Here is a 20,707-nt window from a genome sequence, read left to right as displayed (position 1 = left end):
GCCACCACCATGCGCATGAGTACGTTTCAGCTAAACAGCATGATGATGGACGGGATGCAAACCGCCAACAGCAACTACAACACCACCATAATGCAGATGCAGCGGCAGACGAAAATTTTGACGCCGTCCGATGACCCGATTGGCTCGGTACAGATCATGCTGTTGCAGCGTCAGCAGGCGGCAACCGATCAGTACAGCAAAAACATCAAAAACTTGATGAACGAATACACCCAGCAAGAAGCGTTGATGCGTAACGGCAACGATATTTTGCTGCGCGGTAAAGAGTTGGTGTTGAGTCTTGGTAATGGTGCCATGACCCAAGATGACCGAGAAGCGGTGGCTAACGAGTTGGAATCTATTCGTGATGAGTTGCTGAGTGTAGCGAATAGCCAAAATCCGGATGGGGATTATCAGTTTGCCGGTAACAAACTGAAAAATAAGCCGTACAGTGCACCGGATTATGTCTATCAAGGTGATAGCGCCCGTCGCACCTCCAGCACCGCGGAAGGGGTCACTTTGCCGGTTAACATGACGGCAGACACTATTTTTGGCTCCGGTAATAACACCGTGTTTAAAGCCATTGATGATTTGACCGCCGCTCTGCGCGATCCGGCCACCACCCAAGACGAGCTGGAAGCGCAGATGAAAAATGCGGATAGCAGTATTGCGTCAACCTCAGTACAGCTGAATAGTGTGTGGGGCGGGTTAGGTAGTCAGATGCAATCACTGGAGCGTATGGCCGGCGCGCACGAAGACAATACCTTGATGAACAAGAAGATGATTGGTGATATCAAGGATTTGGATATTCCAGAGGCTGCATCACGTCTGAAAGGCTACGAACTGGCGTTAACAGCCACTCAGTTGAGCTATTCCAAGATCAACGATATGTCCCTGTTTAACTACATCAAATAACATCGTCGCTTAAGTTAAGTGTGGCATGAGTTAAGCGTGACATGCGCCGGTTATCCATGCACTGGTCCAATACACAGAGCACTGCCTCTGCGTATTGCGATGGCGAAAGCGTCGTCGGGTTGTAAGTCGCATGCAGATTGAAGCAAATAGATAAATAAAGAGAACACACCTTGGTTAACCAAGTTAACAGTACCCGTCTGGGCACCCAACGTACTTCCGATCTGAATCACTCTCCGGTGGTGAGCCAGCAAAAAGCTGGCTTGGCGGTATCGGCGTCGGCCAGCGCGGCGGTAGATACCCGCACGCCGGCGGAAGAAATCGAACGTCTACGTCATGGTCAGCGCGGGAGTTTACTGGGCGTAACCGCCAAGGCGCACTACCAGTTAGCGAAAACGCAAACCGCCTTGCGAGCCTTGCACAGCGCCGAAGATATTTTGCAGCAAAGTAAACAACTGGCGCAGCGCAGCCTCAAACAAACCGAAGGCCGTCGTCAGCGTTTGACGCAGGAGTTGGCCTCATTGCAACGGCAACTGCGTCAGCAAGTGCACCAGACCTATGATGAGAAGCCGCTGTTTAATGCCGATTTTTCAGTACGGCATTTAAATCGTAATCAACAGCAACGTTTTTCCATTCGCGGTCTGCGCTTGCAAGGCGAGCGTAGCCAGCCGGAAGTGTTGAAGTTTGCCTTTGATGGCGGCAAGCCGCGTCAGGTGAAAGTACAGATTGAGCCGGAAGATGATATGGCGACCGTCGCGCGCAAACTGAGCCGTGGCCTGTCATCGCGTGGGATCCGCGCTGAGGTCGATAAATGGGGCGATCTGGAGTTTTCCGCTGCAAAAGGCAACTGGCAAGAGGTGGAAGAAGGCTTCTGGTTGACCGGCAACGGGCAGATTTTCCCAGCCGGTAATCCGGTTAAAGTTCAGCCAGAGCAGCGCCAGCCGCAGATGGTGGATGCTGAGAAGCTCAGCTTTCGCAAAACCCAAGATACACGCCAATCCTTGGCTGATATCGAACGCTTGATGCAGCAGATCCGTAGCTCCCTGCAAGAGCTGACGCGCTATCAGCAGCAGATTGAGCGCCAGTTGCAAGGGCGCTATGCTCGGATGCCGGAAACCGAAACGACGGGTATTTCAGATCGTATCGTCAATAAACCGCTGTCGAGCTTGTTGGCCCAGGCCGGCATCTCACGCCAGACGGTGGTGGCGTTACTGACGCGCTAACCCTAATTGTGTCGCAACTCGATATCTACAGTGCCGGCCATGTGTCGGCGCTGTGATTTTAGGGGCCGTGATGATGAATTTATGGGGCAGCTATAAGCACGGCATGATCCATCCCCATTGAAAAAAATTTCCTATCAGCAGAAAAAAAGATTTAAGCCGCCGCAAAACCCTTCCGCCTAATACCAGTAACAAGGTACGAGACCTGTTTCTGTATTTTAGGAGAGATCACATGTCACTGTCAGTTCATACTAACCAGTCTTCCCTGACTGCCCAGCGTTCCCTGGCTAGCACTCAACTGAGCCTGAACACTTCCCAGCAGCGCCTGTCTACCGGCCTGCGTATCAACAGCGCTAAAGACGATGCTGCTGGCCTGCAGATCGCTAACCGTATGGAATCTCAGACTCGTGGTCTGTCTGTTGCTCAGCGTAACGCGGCTGACGGTATCTCTCTGTCTCAAACTGCGGAAGGTGCGCTGAAAGAAGCCTCTAACATCCTGCAACGTCAGCGTGAACTGGCTCTGCAATCTGCTAACGGTACTAACACTTCAGCTGACCGTACTGCACTGAATGAAGAGTTCTCTGCACTGAATGCAGAACTGGCTCGTATTCAGAAAACTACCACTTTCGCAGGTAAAGCACTGTTTGAATCTGCTGGTTTGAAAGCGGGTATCTCTTTCCAAGTTGGTGCTGAAATGAAGTCTGCTGACAAGATCACCGTTAAGGTTGATACCGCTGCAGCATTCAAATCCAGTGCTGCAATTAGCGGTACTGCGGGCACTATCGGTGCAGTAGTTTCTGGTCTGGATAAAGCCATCGCTGCAATGGGTAAATCTATGGCAGAACTGGGTGCGGTACAAAACCGTTTCCAATCTACCATTAACAACCTGTCTAACATCGAAGAGAACGTGAGCGTGGCGAAAGGCCGCATCATGGATGCTGATATCGCTAAAGAATCTGCCAACATGACCAAGCAGAACATGATGATGCAAGCTGGCATCTCTGTACTGTCTCAGGCAAACCAGACTCCATCCATGATCATGGGTCTGCTGCGTTAATTACGCCTGATTACGCATAGGTTTTGTCTTGCGATAACCGATGTTGGTTACGCAAAGGAAAACTCGCAATCCAAAAAGGGGCCGACTGGCCCCTTTTTACTGAGTTTTGTTGTTCTTCTTCGCGGATGTGATGGTGAAGGGGCAGAGCAAAGTGCAGTTCTTACGCGCCAATAGCATTCTGCTCTATTGGCTGTGAATTGACTGTTTAATGGCATTTTTCTTGCATCATTTTTTTGCATTTAAAGCGTAGCGCATAGCATTTTGCGTCCGAGAGATAAGTACTCTCGGTGGCCGCGCGGTAGACAGAGGATAGATTATGGGCATTACCATTGGTGGTATCGGTACTCTGCCGATTGAAGATTTGATTTACGCACAGCTGTATTCCGAGCGTTTACCGAAAGAAACCCAGTGGAAGCGCCAAGAAGATCAAAACAGTGCCCTGATCACCGCCTACCGTGAAACTCAATCGGCGGTCAATAAACTGCGTACCGCAGCAGAAAAGCTGGACTCCGCGCGCGAGCTGAATAAAACCACGGTGGTGGCGGGTGATGACAAAATTTTGTCGGCCAGCGTCAACGGTACTACGGCCAGCGGTAACTACGAATTTGACGTTACCCAGATGGCACAGATTGGCCGTGAAAAAGTGGTGTTTGATGGCACGGATAAAGTGCCTCAAGATCAGGTCTTGAGCCTCACATACGGCGGCAAGGATTTTAGTGTTAATGTCAAAGCCGGTAGTTCGCTGGAAGATATTGCTGCGCAAATTAACGGTGATAAAAACAATCCGGGCGTGAAAGCAGCGGTGGTGCGTGAAGAGGGTGATAAATACTCGTTGGTGATCAGCGGTAAAGATACCGGTAAGGGCAATGCGGTATCGGTAACGTCAAACAATGCCGCGACCAAGATTGATTCTTTGCAAACCGCGCAAGATGCCGTGTTGAAGATGGGCTCGCTGACCTTCAGCTCCAAAAACAACAAGTTTGAAAACATCATTGACGGGATCTCGATTGAAGCCAAACAAGTCGGGAAAACCACCGTCAGTGTGAAGCCGGATAATGACGGCACCAAAGAAGCAGTAAAAAGCTTCGTCACCGCCTATAACGAGTTGGTCGACACTATCGACAAACACTCTAAGGCCACCGAAGTGACCGATGCTGACGGCAAGAAGCGTAAGAAGCCGGGGGCGCTGGGAGGCGACAGCATGACGCGCGGCATGATGAGTCAGCTGCGCAACAGTGTAGGTCAGGTGTATGACGGCAAAACCTTGTCGATGCTCGGTATCAAAACCGATCGCCAAGGCAAGCTGGAAATCGATGACGAAAAGCTGACCAAAGCGATTAACGAAAATCCGGAAAGCATCAGTACCGTTTTTTTGGGCGCTGATGGCAAAAGTGGCTTGATGCAAAGCATCACCGGTAACTTAAAAGATTTCAAAACTTCCGGTGGTAACTTCACCACCCGCATTGATCGCTTAGAGCAAGACCAGAAAAAGATCGCTGAAGATCGCGAAGACCTCGATGCACGCCTGAAAGTGCGTGAGCAATCGCTGCGCGATTACTACGCCAAGATGGACAAAATGATCAGCAGTATGAGTCAGACCCAGAACATGCTGTACGGCATGTTGATGGGCTAAATAATAATAGTGAATAGATGATGAATAACGGACTTAACGCTTATCAACAAGCCAAAACGCAGGCCCAGGCGGCGGCGGCTAGCCCGCATCGCCTGATCCTGATGTTGTTAGATGGTCTGCTGGATAACCTGACACGTGCGCGCGGTTTTATGGAGCGCGGTCAGGTTGAGCAAAAAGGGCAGATGATCACTAAGTGCCTGGATATTTTGCAGGGGCTGAGCGCCATTTTGGATATGGAAAAGGGCGGTGAGGTGGCTACTGAGCTGTACCGTCTGTATGACTACTGTGGGCGTCGCCTGTTTGAAGCCAACGCGCAAAACAGCATTGAGATGGTGGATGAAGTCAGCGGTCTGATCAGCGAAATTCGCGAAGGCTGGCTGGCCTTGCATCCGAGCAAAGTGACTGGGCAATGAGTGGACTCAGTGAGCGATTACAGCGCTTGAGTCAAGCCATGGAGCAGGCGGTGCGCAGTGGTGATTTTACCCTGCTCGCGGAGCTGGATCAGAAATTGCTTGCCGGATTGTCACGTCTTAACGGTGCCGAAATCCCCGCGGATGCGCAGCCAGTATTAAAGCAACTGGCCAGTCGTTATCCACAGTGGATTGCCGCTGCGCGCAGTGAACAAGCGCAAGTTCGGGCGCAAATCTGCCAGCAACCCTCACAGCAACAAGGCCTGCAGGCTTATATACAGAACTCATGACGAGGCTCGTGATAATGCAATTGACACAACTGACCTCCGCGCCATCGTCCGCCTCTCGTACCGGTGCATCTTCTGCTACCGGTAGCAGCGTACAACCTGCGGCGAATAAGGCCGATGGTCATAGCTTTAGTCAGTCGCTCAACGGTTCAAATAGCGCACATGACCAGCGTCCGACCGGAGCGGCAGACAACAAAACCGAATCAAAGACCGATAGCCGCGATGACATTAAGTCCGCGCAGCATGCGGATACTGACGCGCACACCCATGCCGGCGCACCGAGTAAAGATGCCGGTAAAGAGGATAAAGCGGCTTCCGAGTCTGCGCAGAGCGCGGCGACTACCGGGCAAGCCGATTTAGCGCAGCAGATTGCGTACTTGCTGCAAACCCAGCAAACCCTCGACCCGCAAACGTTACGCCAAGGTTTTGCCAATGGCGCGGCGCTAAACGGCGCAAGTGAGATGCCACTGACCGCGGCACTGACGGGATTGGCGGGCAATAACCTGCTACGCGGCAACGGCAAGAGTGAATCGCCGGTACATGATATTCCCGCTCCAGCGGATCAACGTGCCAGCAATGCTGACAGCACCCGTCCCGCCGTTGCGGCTGCGGCGACAGCCATTCCCCTAACCGAAGGGGATCTGAGCGCGTTGGCCAGTGCCCTGAGCGATAAAAACGTCACCGCACCGGTAGTGGCGATGAGCCAACAGGGGCTGAATGCCATCACCGCCAAGAGTCCTACGGCGATGGCCGCGAGCGCGCAGCCGAGCGCCGCAGATGCCATGAACACCCCATCGCCTACGTTGGCGCTGGATATCAACAAGCCACAGTGGGGCGATGCGCTGATTGAACAGCTGCGTCAGCGCATCCAAGTGCAAGCCGGCAACAAGCTACAACATGCACAGATTCGTCTGGATCCGCCGGAGCTTGGCAAGCTGGATATCAGCCTGCGCATGGATGGCGACAAACTGAGCGTGCAATTTACCGCCGCTCACCCGCAATTGCGCGAAGCCTTGTTGGCGGGCAGCGATCGCCTGCGCCAAGACTTTAGCCAAACGCAGATGAACTTGATTGATGTGTCGGTCTCCGGTGGCCAGCCACAACAAGGGCGGCAGGGGCAACAAGAGGCAGCGGGCCATGAAGGTCCGGTGATCCGCCGCGCTACCAGTCAGAGCACGATCCCGGCCCTCAGTCTGCCGCGTCAGCGCGCAGGTTTTGACAGTCTGGTTTAAGAGAGAACACGATGTCGCAAGGAAACAAATCCAAAGTCATTTTGCTGGCCATTATTGCCCTATTGCTACTGATCCTCATTGGTGGGGCAGGTTGGGGCTATTGGCACTTTGTGATGAATAAACCGGCAGAGCCGGTGAAGCCGGTGGCTGTATCCCACGCGGCGGTAGTGAAAAAGCCAATTTTTATCAATCTGGATCGCTTCGTGATCAGCGTGCAGGGCGAAGACCGCCTGCATTACATGATGCTGGAGCTGTCGCTGATGACCTACAGCAACCAGTTTGAAACTCAGGCGCAAGAGTTTATGCCACTGGTGCGTAACACCATTGTCACTGAGCTCAGCCACGAAGATTTTGCCAAGCTGACCGCGCCGGATGCGGTAGCGGCACTGCAAGCGAAATTGTTGACCGCGATCCGCGCCACCATGCAAAACATGACCGGGGAAAGCGCCATCGACAAAGTCCTGATCACCAAGCTGGTGGTGCAGTAACCGACTATGTGCGGAGCGGCGGATAACGCACAGGGCTTAAATGCCTATCAGACCAGCCAAAAACTGGGGCGACAGGCGCTCGAACAGCGTCTGTTGCTACAGCATGCGCCGCTGGTGCGCCGCATTGCCTATCATCTGGCACCGCAGGTCAGCGTGGTACTGGGTCGTGATGATTTAGAGCAGATCGGCATGCTAGCACTGTTGGGTGAGATCCGCCGTTACGATCCTGATGGCGATGTGCCGTTGGAAGTGATGGCGAGCCCCCGTATTCGCGGCGCCATGCTGGATGAGCTGCGTCGCCTCGATTGGCGCTCGCGCGGGGTGCGGCAAAAGAGCCATGAGCTGAAAGACCGCATTCGTAGCCTCAGCCGAGAGCTTGGGCGCAAGCCCACCCGACAGGAGCTGGCGTGGGCACTGCAAATTAGCGATGAAGAGCTGCACGAGCGTTTGCTGGCCTGTCAGGCTGAGCAAGTCGATAGTCTCGACAGCCTGCAAGAAGATGGCTTTGAAAGTTTCGGCCTGTATTGGCCGAGCGATGAAGCCCAGTCCGCCCGTTTCAAACGTGATTTATCCTGCGCCCTGCAGCAACTGCCGGAGCGGGAGCAGACCATCTTGAGCTTGTATTACGAGCACGAGATGAACCTCAAAGAGATAGCTCTGGTGTTGGATCTTACCGAAGCGCGGATCTGCCAGTTACATAAGAAAGCGCTGAAACAGCTCAACAGACTGTTAGACGGCTGGAACCAGCCGGACTAATGGGGGGTATATGCAACGGATAATTGGTTTTTTTATTGTTTTTGGCTGTGTCGTTCTGGGCTATCTGGAAGCGAAAGGTAACCTCGGTGCTTTGTGGCAGCCGGCGGAGCTGATTATCATCGTCGGTGCGGCGATGGGCGCCATGGTGGTGGCGCATCCGGTCGCGGTACTGAAGGGCATTGGTGGCCAGCTGAAAACCCTGCTGGGTAAAGGCTATACCCAAGATTACTACCGCGCGATTATCGAGCTGATGTTTGAGCTTTTAGAAACCGTGCGTAAAGACGGCATTAAAAAGCTGGATGAGCACATTGAAAATCCCGACTCCAGTGCGCTGTTCGCGAAATATCCAAGCATCACCGCCTCGCCGGTGTTATTGGCTTTCATCACCGATAACCTGCGTCTGATGGCGATGGGTAAGATGTCGCCACATGACTTAGAAGCGTTGCTGGAAACCGAAATCCATACCATCCAGAATGACCTGTTGCGCCCTTCTAAAGCCTTAGCCAAGACCGGCGAAGCGATGCCGGGTTTTGGTATCGTGGCCGCGGTACTGGGTATTGTGGTTACCATGCAGAATATCGGTGGCAACTTGGCGCTGATCGGGGCCAAAGTGGCTGCCGCGCTGGTGGGAACCTTCATCGGGGTATTGCTGAGCTACGGGGTATTTGATCCGCTGTCCGCGGCCATGGGCAACTTGGTGAAAAAAGAAGTCATGGGCCTGAAAATGGTGATGGCAATTTTAGTGGCGCAGCAACAAGGTCGTCCGACCCTGCTGGCGCTGGATGCTGGCCGTAAACTGCTGATCAGCGAATACAAACCGAGCTTCTTTGAGATGGAACGCTGGCTGACTGCCGAGCAGAACTGATTATGGCCAAAGATTCACACCACACCATTATCATCAAGAAAGTCCAACACGACGACCACGATGAAGGACACGGTGGCGCATGGAAAGTGGCATTTGCCGACTTTGCCATCGCCATGATGGCCTTTTTCATGGTGCTGTGGGTGATGGAAGTTGCCACTAAAGATGAGCGGCAAAAAGTTCAGCAGTACATGGCGACCTACAGCGTGTTCGACAACATGGATAACGTGTTCGACATCAGTAACAGCCCGTTCCCAGTCGATTTTGCTGGGCAGGCCTCGCCATTGGAAAACCCGGTCAAATCCGATTTTGATGGTAACGATAAGCTGGGTAATGCGCTGTTCCAAGAGAATAAATCCCAAGGTCAGTACAAAAACAAGGATTTGGGTAAGCTGCAAGGCAAGTACCTGAATCAGCAACAAATGGAAGTGCTGGCGGAAGCGTTGAATGCGGTGGCGGTGCGTTTAGATGCGACCAATAACGTGATGGTCGAAGTGGTGCCACAGGGTTTGCGTATTCTGATTCAGGATGATAACGAACACTACATGTTCGAGCGCGGTAGCATCCGTATCACTCCGTTCTTTAAGGGGATTTTGGATCAAATCTCGCCGGTGCTGGGGAGTATCCAAAACCGGATCATGATCAGTGGCCACACCGATAACACCCGTTATCCCAATAACGTGGATTACACCAACTGGGATTTGTCGGCGGAGCGTGCGTTAGCCGCGCGGCGGGTGATGACGGCCAATGGCATGAAGCGCGATCAAATTTTGCAGCTGGTGGCGATGGCCGAACAGATGCCGGTGAATATTGAAGACCCAATGAGCGGCCAAAACCGTCGCATTGAGATCACGGTACTGACTGAGCAAGCGGCTGCGCAAATTGCTCAACTATTTGGCCGCGCGAATGCCAAACCGATGCCGCCATACATGGCTCCTCAGCCGAATGCGGCGCCTCGGCCTGCGGCCAATGCAGTCAATGGTATTGGCACAGTGACGGCTCCTGCCGCCAACGGTATGGCGCCAAGCGCTAATTCTGTGCCGGTTAAATCGGTCGCGCCAAGCGCGGCGCAGCCGGACACATTACCGCCCGCGGCCAACCATGCGAGGTCTGCGGCGAGTGCCGGTAACCATATCGGTAAGAATAACGCTGGGTTGCCACCACTGCTGACCGATCAGGCTGGGAATCTGGTGCGTATCGGGATTGATCCGATTTTGCCGGGGATGGCGACTTTAACGCCGGATCACGCCAAGCCTGTCGGACAGCGCAGTGCGCCTACCGCGCCACTGAAAGCACTGCCGGTGAAGCCACATGTCGCGCCGGTAGCGCCAGCGCCGGAAGTGCTGTTGCCGGTGCGCGTTGAACATGGCTGAGCGCCAAGCATGCTTGCTCGGTTGCTGCCGATGGCTCAATCGTAAAAAAAGCCCGCCAGAAGATGGCGGGCTTTTTTGTGCATGCGTTTTTAGACCAATATTAATATACCGATAGCGGTGCGCGTCGCATCAATGCGCCCCGCTATTTCCGCCTGCGGCATTGAATGGCGGCTTGGCAAACCAGATCAGCACTAACAGACCGAGGAACATCACCCCACAGATCGTGAAGATGGTGTTCGCCGACAGAATATAGCTTTGCTGAGTGATTTGCTGCGCGAGCATTCCCGCCGCTTGCTGACTGTTCATCCCCAACTGATGCATGCTGTCCAGCGCCTGTTGAGCGGCGGGGTTATACGGATTTACATGCTCGGTCAGGTAAGTCTGGTTCACCGCTTCCCCGTTATCCCACAAGGTGGTGGTAATCGAGGTGCCAATTGAGCCAGCCAGGGTGCGCATAAAGTTCGACAAACTGGAGGCGTTGGCGAGCTGACTTGGCGGTAGACCCGACAAGGTAATGGTGGTCAGCGGCATAAAGAAGCAGGCGACCGCGATCCCTTGCACAAACTGCGGCCAGACAATCCACTCGAAGCTGATTTGTGGCGAGAACAGCGTGGCGCGCCACAAGAAGCAGCCGGCATAGACCAGAAAACTGATACTGACCAAAATCCGCATGTCTATCTTGTGCGCATAGCGACCGATGATCGGCGACAGCAGGAGTGGAATTAACCCCACCGGCGCTGAGGCCCAACCGGCCCACGAGGCGGTATAGCCCAAGTTGGTCTGCATCAGCAGCGGCAACAGCACGATCACGCCAAAGTAGATCATGTAGCCCAAACTGGTACAGATCACCGCAATGCTGAAGTTACGATAACCAAACAGGGATAAATCAATCACCGGATTGTCATCGGTTAACTCCCAGACAATAAAGAACGCCAGTGACACCACCGCCAGTACCGCCAAGATCACGATCTCGTTGGAATTAAACCAGCCAAGCTCGCGCCCTTGGTCCAGCATGATCTGCAAACTGCCGACCCCGAGCACCATTAAGCCCAGCCCGATGGTATCCATCGGTTTGTACTCTTTTTGCGTCTCGCGTCCTTCCAGTACCCGAGCGGTGAGCAGCACCACAAAGATCCCGACTGGCACGTTGATAAAGAAGATCCACGCCCAGTGGTAGTTATCACTGATGTAGCCGCCCAGTACCGGTCCGCAAATCGGCGCGACGATCACCGTCATCGACCATAGCGAGAGCGCAATGGCGCGCTTGGCCGGCGGGTAGTTGGCTAGCAGCAAACTTTGCGACAGCGGGATCATCGGCCCAGAGACCAGACCTTGCATCACGCGAAAGAAAATCAGCATTTCCAGCGATGAGGAGATCCCGCATAGCCAAGAAAACAGCGTGAACAGCACGGTCGACCACAAAAACAGTTTCACCTCGCCAAAGCGCTTGGCGAACCAGCCGGTCAGCGGTAACGAGATGGCGTTAGCCACCCCGAACGAAGTGATCACCCACGTCCCCTGCGTGGTGGACGCCCCCAGACTGCCCGAGATGGTCGGAATGGCCACGTTGGCAATCGAGGAGTCCAATACTTGCATAAAGGTGGCCATTGATAGGGCGAGAGTGGCCCAGATCAATGACTTCCCTTCTAACGGCGCATTCATATTCGCCGTCCTCAGCCCTGATTTTGCTGCAAGATAGCGGCAATACGCTGCTCAATCGGCGCCATATCCACGTGCAGTGCATCGGTAGACGAGTGCGCGTCTTGCTTGATGGAGGTCGCCAGCTCATTGCCATCGCGATCCAGCGTATTGACGGTCACGGTCATCGACAACCCAATTCGCAGTGGATGTTGATCCAGCTCTTTTGGCTCTAAGCGAATGCGCACCGGCAGGCGTTGCACCACTTTGATCCAGTTACCGGTGGCATTTTGTGGCGGCAGTAGCGAGAACGCTGAACCGGTACCGGCCGACAACCCTTCCACGGTGCCGTGATACACCACATCATCACCGTAGAAATCAGACACCAGTGTCACCGGCTGACCGATGCGCATGTTCTGCAACTGGGTTTCTTTGAAGTTGGCATCCACCCAGACGCTGTGCAGCGGGATCACCGCCATCAGCGGCGTGCCCGGCGTGACATAGCTACCCAGTTGTACTGAGCGTTTGGCGACATAGCCGTTACTTGGGCTGACCAAGGTGGTGCGCTGCAAATTGATCCACGCCTGCTTGACCACTTGCATGGCGTGTTGCACGGCCGGTTGCTGGGCCAGTGGCGTATTGAGTACCAAGGCTTGGGTGGCCAGCAGTTGCTGTTGGGCGGCGCTTAATTCCGCTTGTGCTTGTTTCACGCTGTCTTGGGCATGTTGTAGCTCTTGTTGCGAGATAGCATCACTGCGGCCCAAGGCGCTAAAACGGGTCAAATCGGACATCGCTTGCGACAACGCCACTTGGCGCGCCTGCACATTGGCCTGTAACTGGCCGACATCCACCATCAGTTTGTGGGTGTTACGCACGGTTTCGGCCAGTTGGGTTTCGGCTTGCTCCAGCGCCAGTTGGCTGTCGGTCGCATCCAGTTTTACCAGCGGCTGACCGGCCATCACTTTGTCGGTGTTGTCGGCCATGATGGCGGTGACACTGCCGGTAACGCGTGGGTTAATTGGCACGATATCGCCGGTCACATAGGCATCATCGGTGTTTTGGTAGTGGCGCAGCTCCAGATACCAATACGCCCCATAGGCGACACCGGCGGCGAGAAATAGGGTGGTTAAGCCGAGCAGCGCTCGTTTACGAACCTGATTTTTTGCGCTTGGCGCGGTCATGAAAACTCTTCCTTTGCACGGTAATAGGGGATAGTGCTGAGTGGCAACATTCGCCACTTAGCATTGCTGCAGCAACTTGTGCAGCAGATATTCAAACTGTTGTTTTTCTTCGGCGGAAAACGGTGCCCACAGGTTACGCAGGCGCTGGCGTTGTTCCGGCAGCAAACTCTGCATAAAGGCCAGCCCCGTTTCATTTAAGGTTAGTTGAAAGCAGCGGCGGTCGCCGTCTAGCAATTCACGGCTGATCCAACCACGTGCCACCAGTTCATCGGCAATTCGTGTGGCACTGGTGCGTGAGGTATTCAGCAGGTCGCTAAGCTCAGAGGGCTGCAACGAGTAATGCTCGCTGGTGTACAGCAACACCAGCGCGGTAAACAGGGTGTCGTTCAACTGATAGCGTTTCAGGGCCTCATTGTGCCGGCATAAGAGTTGATTGGTGGTGTGTTGCAGCAAGCGGCTCAGCACGATTTCCTGACGCGCGTCAGATTCGTTTAGCTGGCGGGCACGCTCGAGCAGGGTTTCAATCGGAAGTTTGGGTTTCGGCATGATAGGCTGTTAATCTAACGCAAAGTAAATTAATCGGACAAAAGATACTTCTCGCAAAAATAGTAACGGCTGAAACTATCATTGGCAAACTGCCAACGGGCCGTTTTCACGATAAATACGTAACAAATTGATAAAATATGTGGATGAGTACCCGGTCTGCACAGGGTCTCCTGCGCGGCATGGTAGGCTGACAACTGCCCTGCTGCCCGTCATTGGATTGTGATATGCAAAGTGAACATAAGCGAAATATTCCGGCGCTGACTTTGGCTGCCATTGGTGTGGTGTACGGTGATATCGGCACCAGCCCGTTATATACCTTGCGCGAGTGTATTCTGGCCGCCTCTTCGTTAGGGGTGACGCAAAGCGTCATTTTCGGTTTCCTGTCCACCCTGTTTTGGGTGTTGATGTTGGTTGTTTCTATCAAGTATGTCTGCTTTGTGATGCGGGCGGATAACGCTGGCGAAGGCGGGATCTTAACCTTGATGTCCTTGGCAGGGCGGCGAACTCAGCCACATACCACCGCAATCTTGTTGGTGATTGGCCTCATTGGTGCCGGCTTTTTCTACGGCGATGGCATGATCACTCCCGCCATTTCCGTATTGTCCGCCATGGAAGGTCTGGAGCTGATCACGCCGGTGTTAGACCCGTATATTGTGCCATTGGCGATGGTGGTGCTGACCGGTTTGTTCGTGATCCAAAAGCACGGCACCGGGATGGTGGGCAAGCTGTTTGGGCCGGTGATGCTACTGTGGTTTGTGCTGCTGGCGGTGCTGGGTATTCACGGCATTATTCAGCATCCGGCGGTGTTGCAGGCGCTCGACCCGCGCTGGGCGATCGACTTTTTCTGGCAGCATAAGCTGATTGGTTTTCTGGCCTTAGGCTCGGTGGTGCTGGCAGTGACCGGTGCTGAGGCGTTGTATGCCGACATGGGCCACTTTGGTACTAAACCGATCCGTTTGGCTTGGTTCATTTTGGTGTTCCCGGCGCTGATCCTGAACTACTTTGGCCAAGGGGCGCTGCTGCTGAGTAATCCTGCCGCCGTGCGTAACCCGTTTTTCCTGTTAGCCCCAGATTGGGCGCTGTTACCGATGGTGATTTTAGCTACATTGGCTACCGTGATCGCTTCACAGGCGGTGATTTCGGGGGCCTTTTCCCTGACGCGCCAAGCGGTACGGTTGGGCTATCTGCCTCCGATGACCATTTTGCATACCTCGGAAGAGGAAGCGGGGCAGATTTATGTGCCGTTGGTGAACTGGCTGCTGTTTATTGCGGTGGCGCTGGTGGTGGTGACCTTCAAACACTCCAGCAATTTGGCCTCGGCTTACGGCATTGTGGTGACCGGTACCATGGTGCTGACCTCGATTTTGCTGGCGGTGGTGGCGTGGCATAACTGGCGTTGGCCACTGCCGGTGGTGATCGTCATGCTGCTGGTGATGTTGAGTATCGATCTGCCGCTGTTTGGCTCCAACCTGATGAAACTGGAGTCCGGTGGTTGGTTCCCGGTACTGATTGGCTGCATCATGGTCGCGATCATGATGACGTGGAAGAGCGAGCGTTTTCATCTGGTGCGCCGGATGACCGAGAACAACGGCTCGCTGGAAACCATGATCAACGCACTGGAGAAAAATCCGCCGACTCGTGTACCGGGTACCGCGATTTTCTTGTCACGCGCCCCGAATGCGGTGCCGTATGCCTTGCTGCATAACCTCAAACACAATAAGGTGCTGCATGAGCGGGTGGTGCTGATGACCATCCGCACTGAAGATGTGCCCTATGTGGCGGCCGATCAGCATATTGGTATCGAAGAGCTGTCGCCGAGCTTTATCCGCGTGATTGCCACTTATGGCTTTAAAGAGACGCCAGATGTGGAAGAGGTGTTCCGCCGCTGCTGCATGAAAGGCATGATGTTCAGCTTGATGGATACTTCGTTCTTCTTATCGCGTGAAACGTTGGTGATGCGCCATCGCTCCTTGTGGGGACGGGTGCGCGGCCTGTTATTTATGTGGTTGAGTAAAAATGCGCTGCGCTCCACGGACTTTTTCCATATCCCGCCGAATCGGGTGGTGGAGTTGGGGGCGCAGGTCGAAATATAATACCGGTTCCAGCAGACAGGATCGGACGTGCGGTGAGGTGAGAGAAAGTGATTTGGTTGGCAGGCGATCCTCACGGCTCACTGGACTATTTGCTGCCGCTGCTGCATAGCGGGCGGCCAGATGCGCTGATTATTTTAGGCGATCTGGCCTTGCATTCGTCGGCCCAGCTGCAAGCATTGGAAGAGCTGACCCAAGTCTGGTTCATTCCCGGTAACCACGATAGCTTGTCGGTGGCGGCCTATGAAGCACTGTTCAGCGGCCCGTTTCGTGGCCGCAACTTGCATGGGCGCGTCACGGAAGTGGCTGGGGTGCGTGTGGCTGGATTAGGCGGGGTATTTCGCGGCCAGATCTGGATGCCGCCGTATAAACCGATGTTCTTCGATCCGATCCACTACTGTCAGCATCTGGAACAAAGTCAGCTGTGGCACGGCGGTTTACCGCTGCGCCACCGTACCACCTTGTTTCCCTCCGATCTGGAAGGCTTAAGCCAACAACAAGCCGATATTCTGGTGACGCACGAGGCGCCGCAGCCCCATGCCCGTGGCTTTGCGGTGCTCAATGATGTGGCCCGTGCGCTCGGGGTGCGCTGCCTGTTCCATGGCCATCACCATGTCAATCGTCACTATGGTGATTGTGGTGGTTTTCAGGCGATTGGCGTTGGTTATCGCGCGGTGTGCGATCTGCAGGGCAACTGGATTTGTCCGGGTGAGGAAGTGGCTCCGCATCATCAAGGTGGCCGTGGCCACTATTCCTCTTATCACCAAGGCAATGGCGGCTCACGCCAGCGTTAAACGGCAACATTTTTCTTCGCAGCGCTGTCCGGCTAGCGGTACTCGGGCAGAACGTTGGTGGTTTTCGGGCGTCGGAATGTCTTTTTTGTGTCTGCGCTCACAGCGTTTTATGTTGCCGACAGACTGTTATTTCCTATCCCTGTCGGCTTAACCGATCCAGCCTAAAATTTTTTCCAATTTCCCTGTTCTAACGCAGTTTTTTGCGCTGCTGCAGTTGTCGTTTTGCGCCGATATGCTTTAATTAGCGCATATCGAAACGTTTCGATGCCTATTTTTCTGAATCAGCCACGAGAGAAGGCCATGAAAAAAAGTCTGCTGCTGAATGCCGAGTTATCTCACCTGATCGCCTGTTTAGGGCATACCGATGCGGTGACAGTTGCCGATGCTGGCCTGCCAATCCCCGCGGAAACCGCGCGTATTGATCTGGCGCTGACCCACGGGGTGCCGTCATTTATGCAGGTGGTGCAGAGCATCACTGCGGAGATGCAGGTGGAAGCGGTACTGATGGCCGAAGAGTTTGCCACGGTGAGCCCTGAGCTGCACCGCGCGGTACTGGCGCATCTGGAGCTGCTGGCCGCGGAGCAAGGGCGCGAGATTTTTATCGAGTACGTGCCGCACGACACCTTCAAGGTACGCACCCGCAGCAGCCGCGCAGTGGTGCGTAGTGGTGAATGCACCCCGTACGCTAACCTGATTTTCTACTCCGGCGTGGTGTTTTAAGGAGCCCGTTATGGCGGATATGCCTTTACTGCAATTAAGCGGTATCGACAAAGCCTTCCCCGGCGTGAAAGCCCTGTCTGGCGCCAGCCTGACGGTGTATCCCGGCCGGGTGATGGCGCTGATGGGCGAAAACGGCGCGGGTAAGTCGACCTTGATGAAGGTGCTGACCGGCATTTACAGCAAAGATGCCGGTACGCTGCATTACTTAGGGCAACCGGCCAGCTTCAATGGCCCGAAAGCGTCGCAAGAGGCGGGGATCAGTATCATCCATCAGGAGTTGAACCTGATCCCACAGCTGACGATTGCCGAAAATATCTTCCTCGGTCGTGAATTTCTTAGCCGTTTTGGCCGTATCGATTGGCCACGTATGTACCAAGAAGCTGACCGCCTGCTGGCGCGCCTCAATGTACGGCATAACAGCCGCACCTTGTTAGGTGAGCTGTCGATTGGCGAGCAGCAGATGGTGGAAATTGCCAAAGCGATCAGCTTCGAGTCGCGCGTCATCATCATGGATGAACCGACCGATGCCCTGACTGATACCGAAACCGAGGCGCTGTTTGCGGTGATCCGCGAGCTGAAAGCCGAAGGGCGCGGCATCGTCTACATCTCGCACCGCTTAAAAGAGATTTTCGAGATTTGCGATGATGTGACCGTATTGCGTGACGGCCAGTTTATCGGCGAATGCCCAGTGGCGGCGCTGGATGAAGAGCGCCTGATTGAAATGATGGTCGGTCGTCGTCTTGATGAACAATATCCCCGCCTGAATCAGCCGCGCGGCGCACTGCGCCTCGAGGTTAACAATCTGTGTGGCGAGGCGGTGCATGATGTCAGCTTCCAGCTGCATCAGGGCGAAATCTTAGGTATTTCGGGCTTGATGGGCGCGGGGCGTACTGAGCTGATGAAAGTACTGTACGGTGCGCTGGCGCGCCATAGCGGTCAGGTGCGATTAGATGGCCAGGCGCTGGATATCCGCTCGCCGCAAGATGGTTTGCAGCACGGCATTGTCTACATCTCTGAAGATCGTAAAGGCGATGGCTTAGTGCTCGGCATGTCGGTGCAAGAGAATATGACCCTGACGGCGCTGCCGTATTTCAGTGGCTTTAGCCCGCTGGCTCCGCTGTATCAAGCGGAAGAAAAGCAAGCCGTGGGGGATTTTATTCGCCTGTTCAACATCAAAACCCCGCACATGACGCAACCGATTGGCCTGTTATCCGGCGGTAATCAGCAGAAAGTGGCGATTGCGCGTGGGCTGATGACGCGGCCTAAAGTGCTGATCCTCGATGAGCCGACCCGCGGGGTCGACGTTGGCGCCAAGAAAGAGATTTACCAGTTGATCAACCAGTTCAAACAAGAGGGGCTGAGTATCATTTTAGTCTCCTCGGAAATGCCGGAAGTGCTTGGTATGAGCGACCGGGTACTGGTGATGCACGAAGGCCGCATCAGCGGTGAATTTGCAATTGAAAATGCAACCCAAGAAGCACTGATGGCCGCCGCCGTCGGTAAACCCACAGGACAAGCAGCATGAGTGTGCAGACCATGAAAGGCCAGACATCCTCTTCCCGTTACTTCAGTAAAGCATGGCTTCTGGAGCAAAAATCCCTGATTGCACTGCTGGTGCTGATTGCCGTGGTGTCATTCTTAAACCCTAACTTTTTCATGCTGGATAACCTGCTGAATATCCTGCGCCAGACCTCGGTCAACGCCATTATTGCGGTGGGGATGACCTTGGTTATCCTGACCGCTGGCATTGATTTGTCAGTCGGCTCGGTGTTGGCGCTGTGTGGTGCGGTAGCGGCCACCATGGTCGGGCTAGAGTTACCGGTGTATGTGGTGATTCCGGCGGCGCTGGCCCTCGGCGCTGCGCTGGGTGGCATCAGCGGCGTGATCATCGCCAAAGGTAAGGTACAGGCCTTTATCGCTACCTTGGTCACCATGACACTGCTGCGCGGGGCGACCTTGGTGTACACCGATGGCCGTCCGGTCAGCACCGGTTTTTCCGATGCTGCCGATAGCTTTGCGTGGCTGGGTACCGGTTACCTGTTTGGTATCCCTGTGCCTATCTGGCTGATGGCACTGGTGTTCATCGCCGCGTGGTACATGCTGAACCACACCCGTATGGGCCGTTATATCTATGCGCTGGGGGGGAATGAAGCCGCCACCCGTCTGTCCGGTATCAATGTTGATCGGGTCAAAATTGCCGTGTATGCCCTGTGTGGTTTGCTGGCGGCGCTGGCCGGTCTGATTGTCACCTCGCGTCTGTCATCGGCGCAGCCAACCGCCGGTACTGGCTATGAGCTGGATGCGATTGCCGCGGTGGTGCTGGGCGGAACCAGTTTGGCCGGTGGTAAGGGGCGCATCATGGGGACCTTAATTGGTGCGCTGATCATCGGCTTTTTGAACAACGCCCTGAACTTGTTGGACGTGTCGTCTTACTACCAGATGATTGCCAAAGCGGTCGTGATCCTGCTGGCGGTGCTGGTGGATAACAAAAGCGGTAAATAAACCTCTGAACCCATAACAACACCCATAATGACAAGGATAAATCGGATGAACATCAAAAAACTGGCTACTGTGGTTTCTGCGGCTCTGCTGAGCGCGTCTCTGACCGGTAACGCACTGGCGAAAGACACGCTGGCGATGGTGGTTTCCACCCTGAACAACCCGTTCTTCGTCACCATGAAAGAAGGGGCGGAGAAAAAAGCCAATGAGTTGGGCTATAACCTGATTGTGCTCGACTCGCAAAATGATCCGGCCAAAGAGCTGGCGAACGTGGAAGACCTGACCGTGCGTGGCGTGAAGGTACTGCTGATTAACCCAACGGACTCAGCCGCCGTAGCCAACGCGGTAGCGATGGCCAATCGCAGTAACCTGCCGGTGATCACCCTCGACCGCGGTGCGGAAAAAGGCAAAGTGGTCAGCCACATCGCGTCTGATAACGTCGCGGGCGGTAAGATGGCCGGTGATTTCATTGCCGAGAAGCTGGGCAAGCAGGCCAAAGTGATTGAATTAGAAGGGATCGCCGGTACATCGGCGGCCCGTGAGCGTGGCGCGGGCTTTAAGCAAGCCATCGAAGCGCATCAGCTGCAACTGCTGGCGGCACAACCGGCTGATTTTGACCGCACGAAAGGTCTGAACGTCATGGAAAACCTGTTGGCCGCGCAGCCTCAGGTACAAGCGGTGTTTGCCCAAAACGATGAAATGGCGCTTGGCGCACTGCGCGCGCTGCAAGCTGCCGGCAAAGAAAATGTGCTGGTGGTGGGTTTTGACGGTACCGAAGACGGGATCAAAGCGGTACAGCGTGGTAAGTTAGCCGCCACTATTGCCCAGCAGCCGGATCAAATCGGCAGCATCGGCGTAGAAACAGCCGATAAAGTGCTCAAAGGCCAACCGGTCGAAGCCAATATCCCTGTTCCGCTGAAAGTGGTAACCAAATAAGTTAGGCGACCGGCAGCCCAGGCTGCCGGTCTGTTTTCCCAGCAATGCCATCGCCATGCGGCGGCCACCCAACGGG

Annotated in this window: 20 protein-coding genes; 17 read left to right on the top strand and 3 right to left on the bottom strand. The window is 54.5% G+C overall.

Annotated elements, in window-relative coordinates; genetic code table 11:
- Positions 1 to 9 precede the first annotated feature (9 nt).
- The 11 genes from flgL (at position 10) to LQ901_RS13405 (ending at position 10,227) form a co-directional block, all read left to right on the top strand.
- Positions 10 to 912, top strand: coding sequence for a flagellar hook-associated protein FlgL (flgL, locus tag LQ901_RS13455; protein WP_047707404.1), 903 nt, complete (start codon positions 10 to 12; stop codon positions 910 to 912).
- 170 nt (positions 913 to 1,082) lie between these two features.
- Complete coding sequence (locus LQ901_RS13450) at positions 1,083 to 2,132, top strand: hypothetical protein (protein WP_084977076.1); 1,050 nt, start codon at positions 1,083 to 1,085, stop codon at positions 2,130 to 2,132.
- Between the two features lie 229 nt (positions 2,133 to 2,361).
- Complete coding sequence (locus tag LQ901_RS13445) at positions 2,362 to 3,186, top strand: flagellin (RefSeq protein ID WP_047707402.1); 825 nt, start codon at positions 2,362 to 2,364, stop codon at positions 3,184 to 3,186.
- Positions 3,187 to 3,502: 316 nt separating this feature from the next.
- Positions 3,503 to 4,819: a flagellar filament capping protein FliD gene (gene fliD, locus LQ901_RS13440; RefSeq protein WP_233672319.1), complete on the top strand. Its 1,317-nt coding sequence runs from the start codon at positions 3,503 to 3,505 to the stop codon at positions 4,817 to 4,819.
- A gap of 20 nt (positions 4,820 to 4,839) precedes the next feature.
- A complete protein-coding gene (fliS, locus tag LQ901_RS13435) occupies positions 4,840 to 5,232 on the top strand; it encodes a flagellar export chaperone FliS (protein ID WP_010862959.1) in 393 nt (130 codons plus the stop codon).
- Positions 5,229 to 5,519, top strand: a complete 291-nt coding sequence (locus LQ901_RS13430) for a hypothetical protein (protein WP_010862958.1) — start codon at positions 5,229 to 5,231, stop codon at positions 5,517 to 5,519. Before fliS ends, LQ901_RS13430 begins: the two co-directional genes overlap by 4 nt.
- 14 nt (positions 5,520 to 5,533) lie before the next feature.
- On the top strand, positions 5,534 to 6,748 hold the full coding sequence (locus LQ901_RS13425) for a flagellar hook-length control protein FliK (RefSeq protein ID WP_178088305.1): 1,215 nt from the start codon (positions 5,534 to 5,536) through the stop codon (positions 6,746 to 6,748).
- An 11-nt stretch (positions 6,749 to 6,759) separates the two neighbouring features.
- A complete protein-coding gene (gene fliL, locus LQ901_RS13420; protein WP_010862956.1) occupies positions 6,760 to 7,236 on the top strand; it encodes a flagellar basal body-associated protein FliL in 477 nt (158 codons plus the stop codon).
- A gap of 6 nt (positions 7,237 to 7,242) precedes the next feature.
- Positions 7,243 to 7,992, top strand: coding sequence for a FliA/WhiG family RNA polymerase sigma factor (locus tag LQ901_RS13415; protein WP_152135447.1), 750 nt, complete (start codon positions 7,243 to 7,245; stop codon positions 7,990 to 7,992).
- A 10-nt stretch (positions 7,993 to 8,002) separates the two neighbouring features.
- The gene (gene motA / locus LQ901_RS13410) at positions 8,003 to 8,857 is read left to right on the top strand and encodes a flagellar motor stator protein MotA (protein WP_010862954.1); all 855 of its coding nucleotides are present in this window, start codon (positions 8,003 to 8,005) and stop codon (positions 8,855 to 8,857) included.
- Between the two features lie 2 nt (positions 8,858 to 8,859).
- A complete protein-coding gene (locus LQ901_RS13405) occupies positions 8,860 to 10,227 on the top strand; it encodes an OmpA family protein (RefSeq protein WP_152136783.1) in 1,368 nt (455 codons plus the stop codon).
- Between the two features lie 129 nt (positions 10,228 to 10,356).
- Here LQ901_RS13405 and LQ901_RS13400 read toward each other — a convergent pair whose 3' ends face one another.
- The 3 genes from LQ901_RS13400 to LQ901_RS13390 are packed head-to-tail and all read right to left on the bottom strand — an operon-like array spanning position 10,357 to position 13,592.
- Positions 10,357 to 11,889, bottom strand: coding sequence for a DHA2 family efflux MFS transporter permease subunit (locus tag LQ901_RS13400; protein ID WP_152117964.1), 1,533 nt, complete (start codon positions 11,887 to 11,889; stop codon positions 10,357 to 10,359).
- 11 nt (positions 11,890 to 11,900) lie between these two features.
- Positions 11,901 to 13,046, bottom strand: coding sequence for an EmrA/EmrK family multidrug efflux transporter periplasmic adaptor subunit (locus LQ901_RS13395; protein WP_010862951.1), 1,146 nt, complete (start codon positions 13,044 to 13,046; stop codon positions 11,901 to 11,903).
- Positions 13,047 to 13,103: 57 nt separating this feature from the next.
- Entirely contained in the window at positions 13,104 to 13,592 is a 489-nt protein-coding gene (locus LQ901_RS13390; RefSeq protein WP_010862950.1) for a MarR family transcriptional regulator, read from the bottom strand.
- Positions 13,593 to 13,816: 224 nt separating this feature from the next.
- Between LQ901_RS13390 and kup the strand changes: the two genes are divergently transcribed.
- The 6 genes from kup to rbsB all read left to right on the top strand — a co-directional run bounded on the left by kup (position 13,817) and on the right by rbsB (position 20,631).
- On the top strand, positions 13,817 to 15,685 hold the full coding sequence (gene kup, locus LQ901_RS13385; RefSeq protein WP_010862949.1) for a low affinity potassium transporter Kup: 1,869 nt from the start codon (positions 13,817 to 13,819) through the stop codon (positions 15,683 to 15,685).
- 47 nt (positions 15,686 to 15,732) lie between these two features.
- Positions 15,733 to 16,476, top strand: coding sequence for a metallophosphoesterase (locus tag LQ901_RS13380; protein WP_010862948.1), 744 nt, complete (start codon positions 15,733 to 15,735; stop codon positions 16,474 to 16,476).
- Between the two features lie 300 nt (positions 16,477 to 16,776).
- On the top strand, positions 16,777 to 17,196 hold the full coding sequence (gene rbsD, locus LQ901_RS13375) for a D-ribose pyranase (protein ID WP_010862947.1): 420 nt from the start codon (positions 16,777 to 16,779) through the stop codon (positions 17,194 to 17,196).
- Between the two features lie 19 nt (positions 17,197 to 17,215).
- Complete coding sequence (gene rbsA, locus LQ901_RS13370; RefSeq protein ID WP_152135476.1) at positions 17,216 to 18,721, top strand: ribose ABC transporter ATP-binding protein RbsA; 1,506 nt, start codon at positions 17,216 to 17,218, stop codon at positions 18,719 to 18,721.
- Entirely contained in the window at positions 18,718 to 19,698 is a 981-nt protein-coding gene (rbsC, locus tag LQ901_RS13365) for a ribose ABC transporter permease (RefSeq protein ID WP_010862945.1), read from the top strand. The genes rbsA and rbsC overlap by 4 nt, the downstream gene beginning before the upstream one ends.
- Positions 19,699 to 19,743: 45 nt before the next feature.
- The gene (rbsB, locus tag LQ901_RS13360) at positions 19,744 to 20,631 is read left to right on the top strand and encodes a ribose ABC transporter substrate-binding protein RbsB (protein ID WP_010862944.1); all 888 of its coding nucleotides are present in this window, start codon (positions 19,744 to 19,746) and stop codon (positions 20,629 to 20,631) included.
- The last annotated feature ends 76 nt before the right edge of the window (positions 20,632 to 20,707 follow it).

This window comes from Plesiomonas sp. PI-19, assembly GCF_021368255.1.
GTDB classification, from domain to species: Bacteria; Pseudomonadota; Gammaproteobacteria; order Enterobacterales; family CAMTGL01; genus Plesiomonas; species Plesiomonas shigelloides.
The sequence above is the reverse complement of the archived record's forward strand: the minus strand, read 5'-3'. Positions and strand labels throughout refer to the sequence as shown.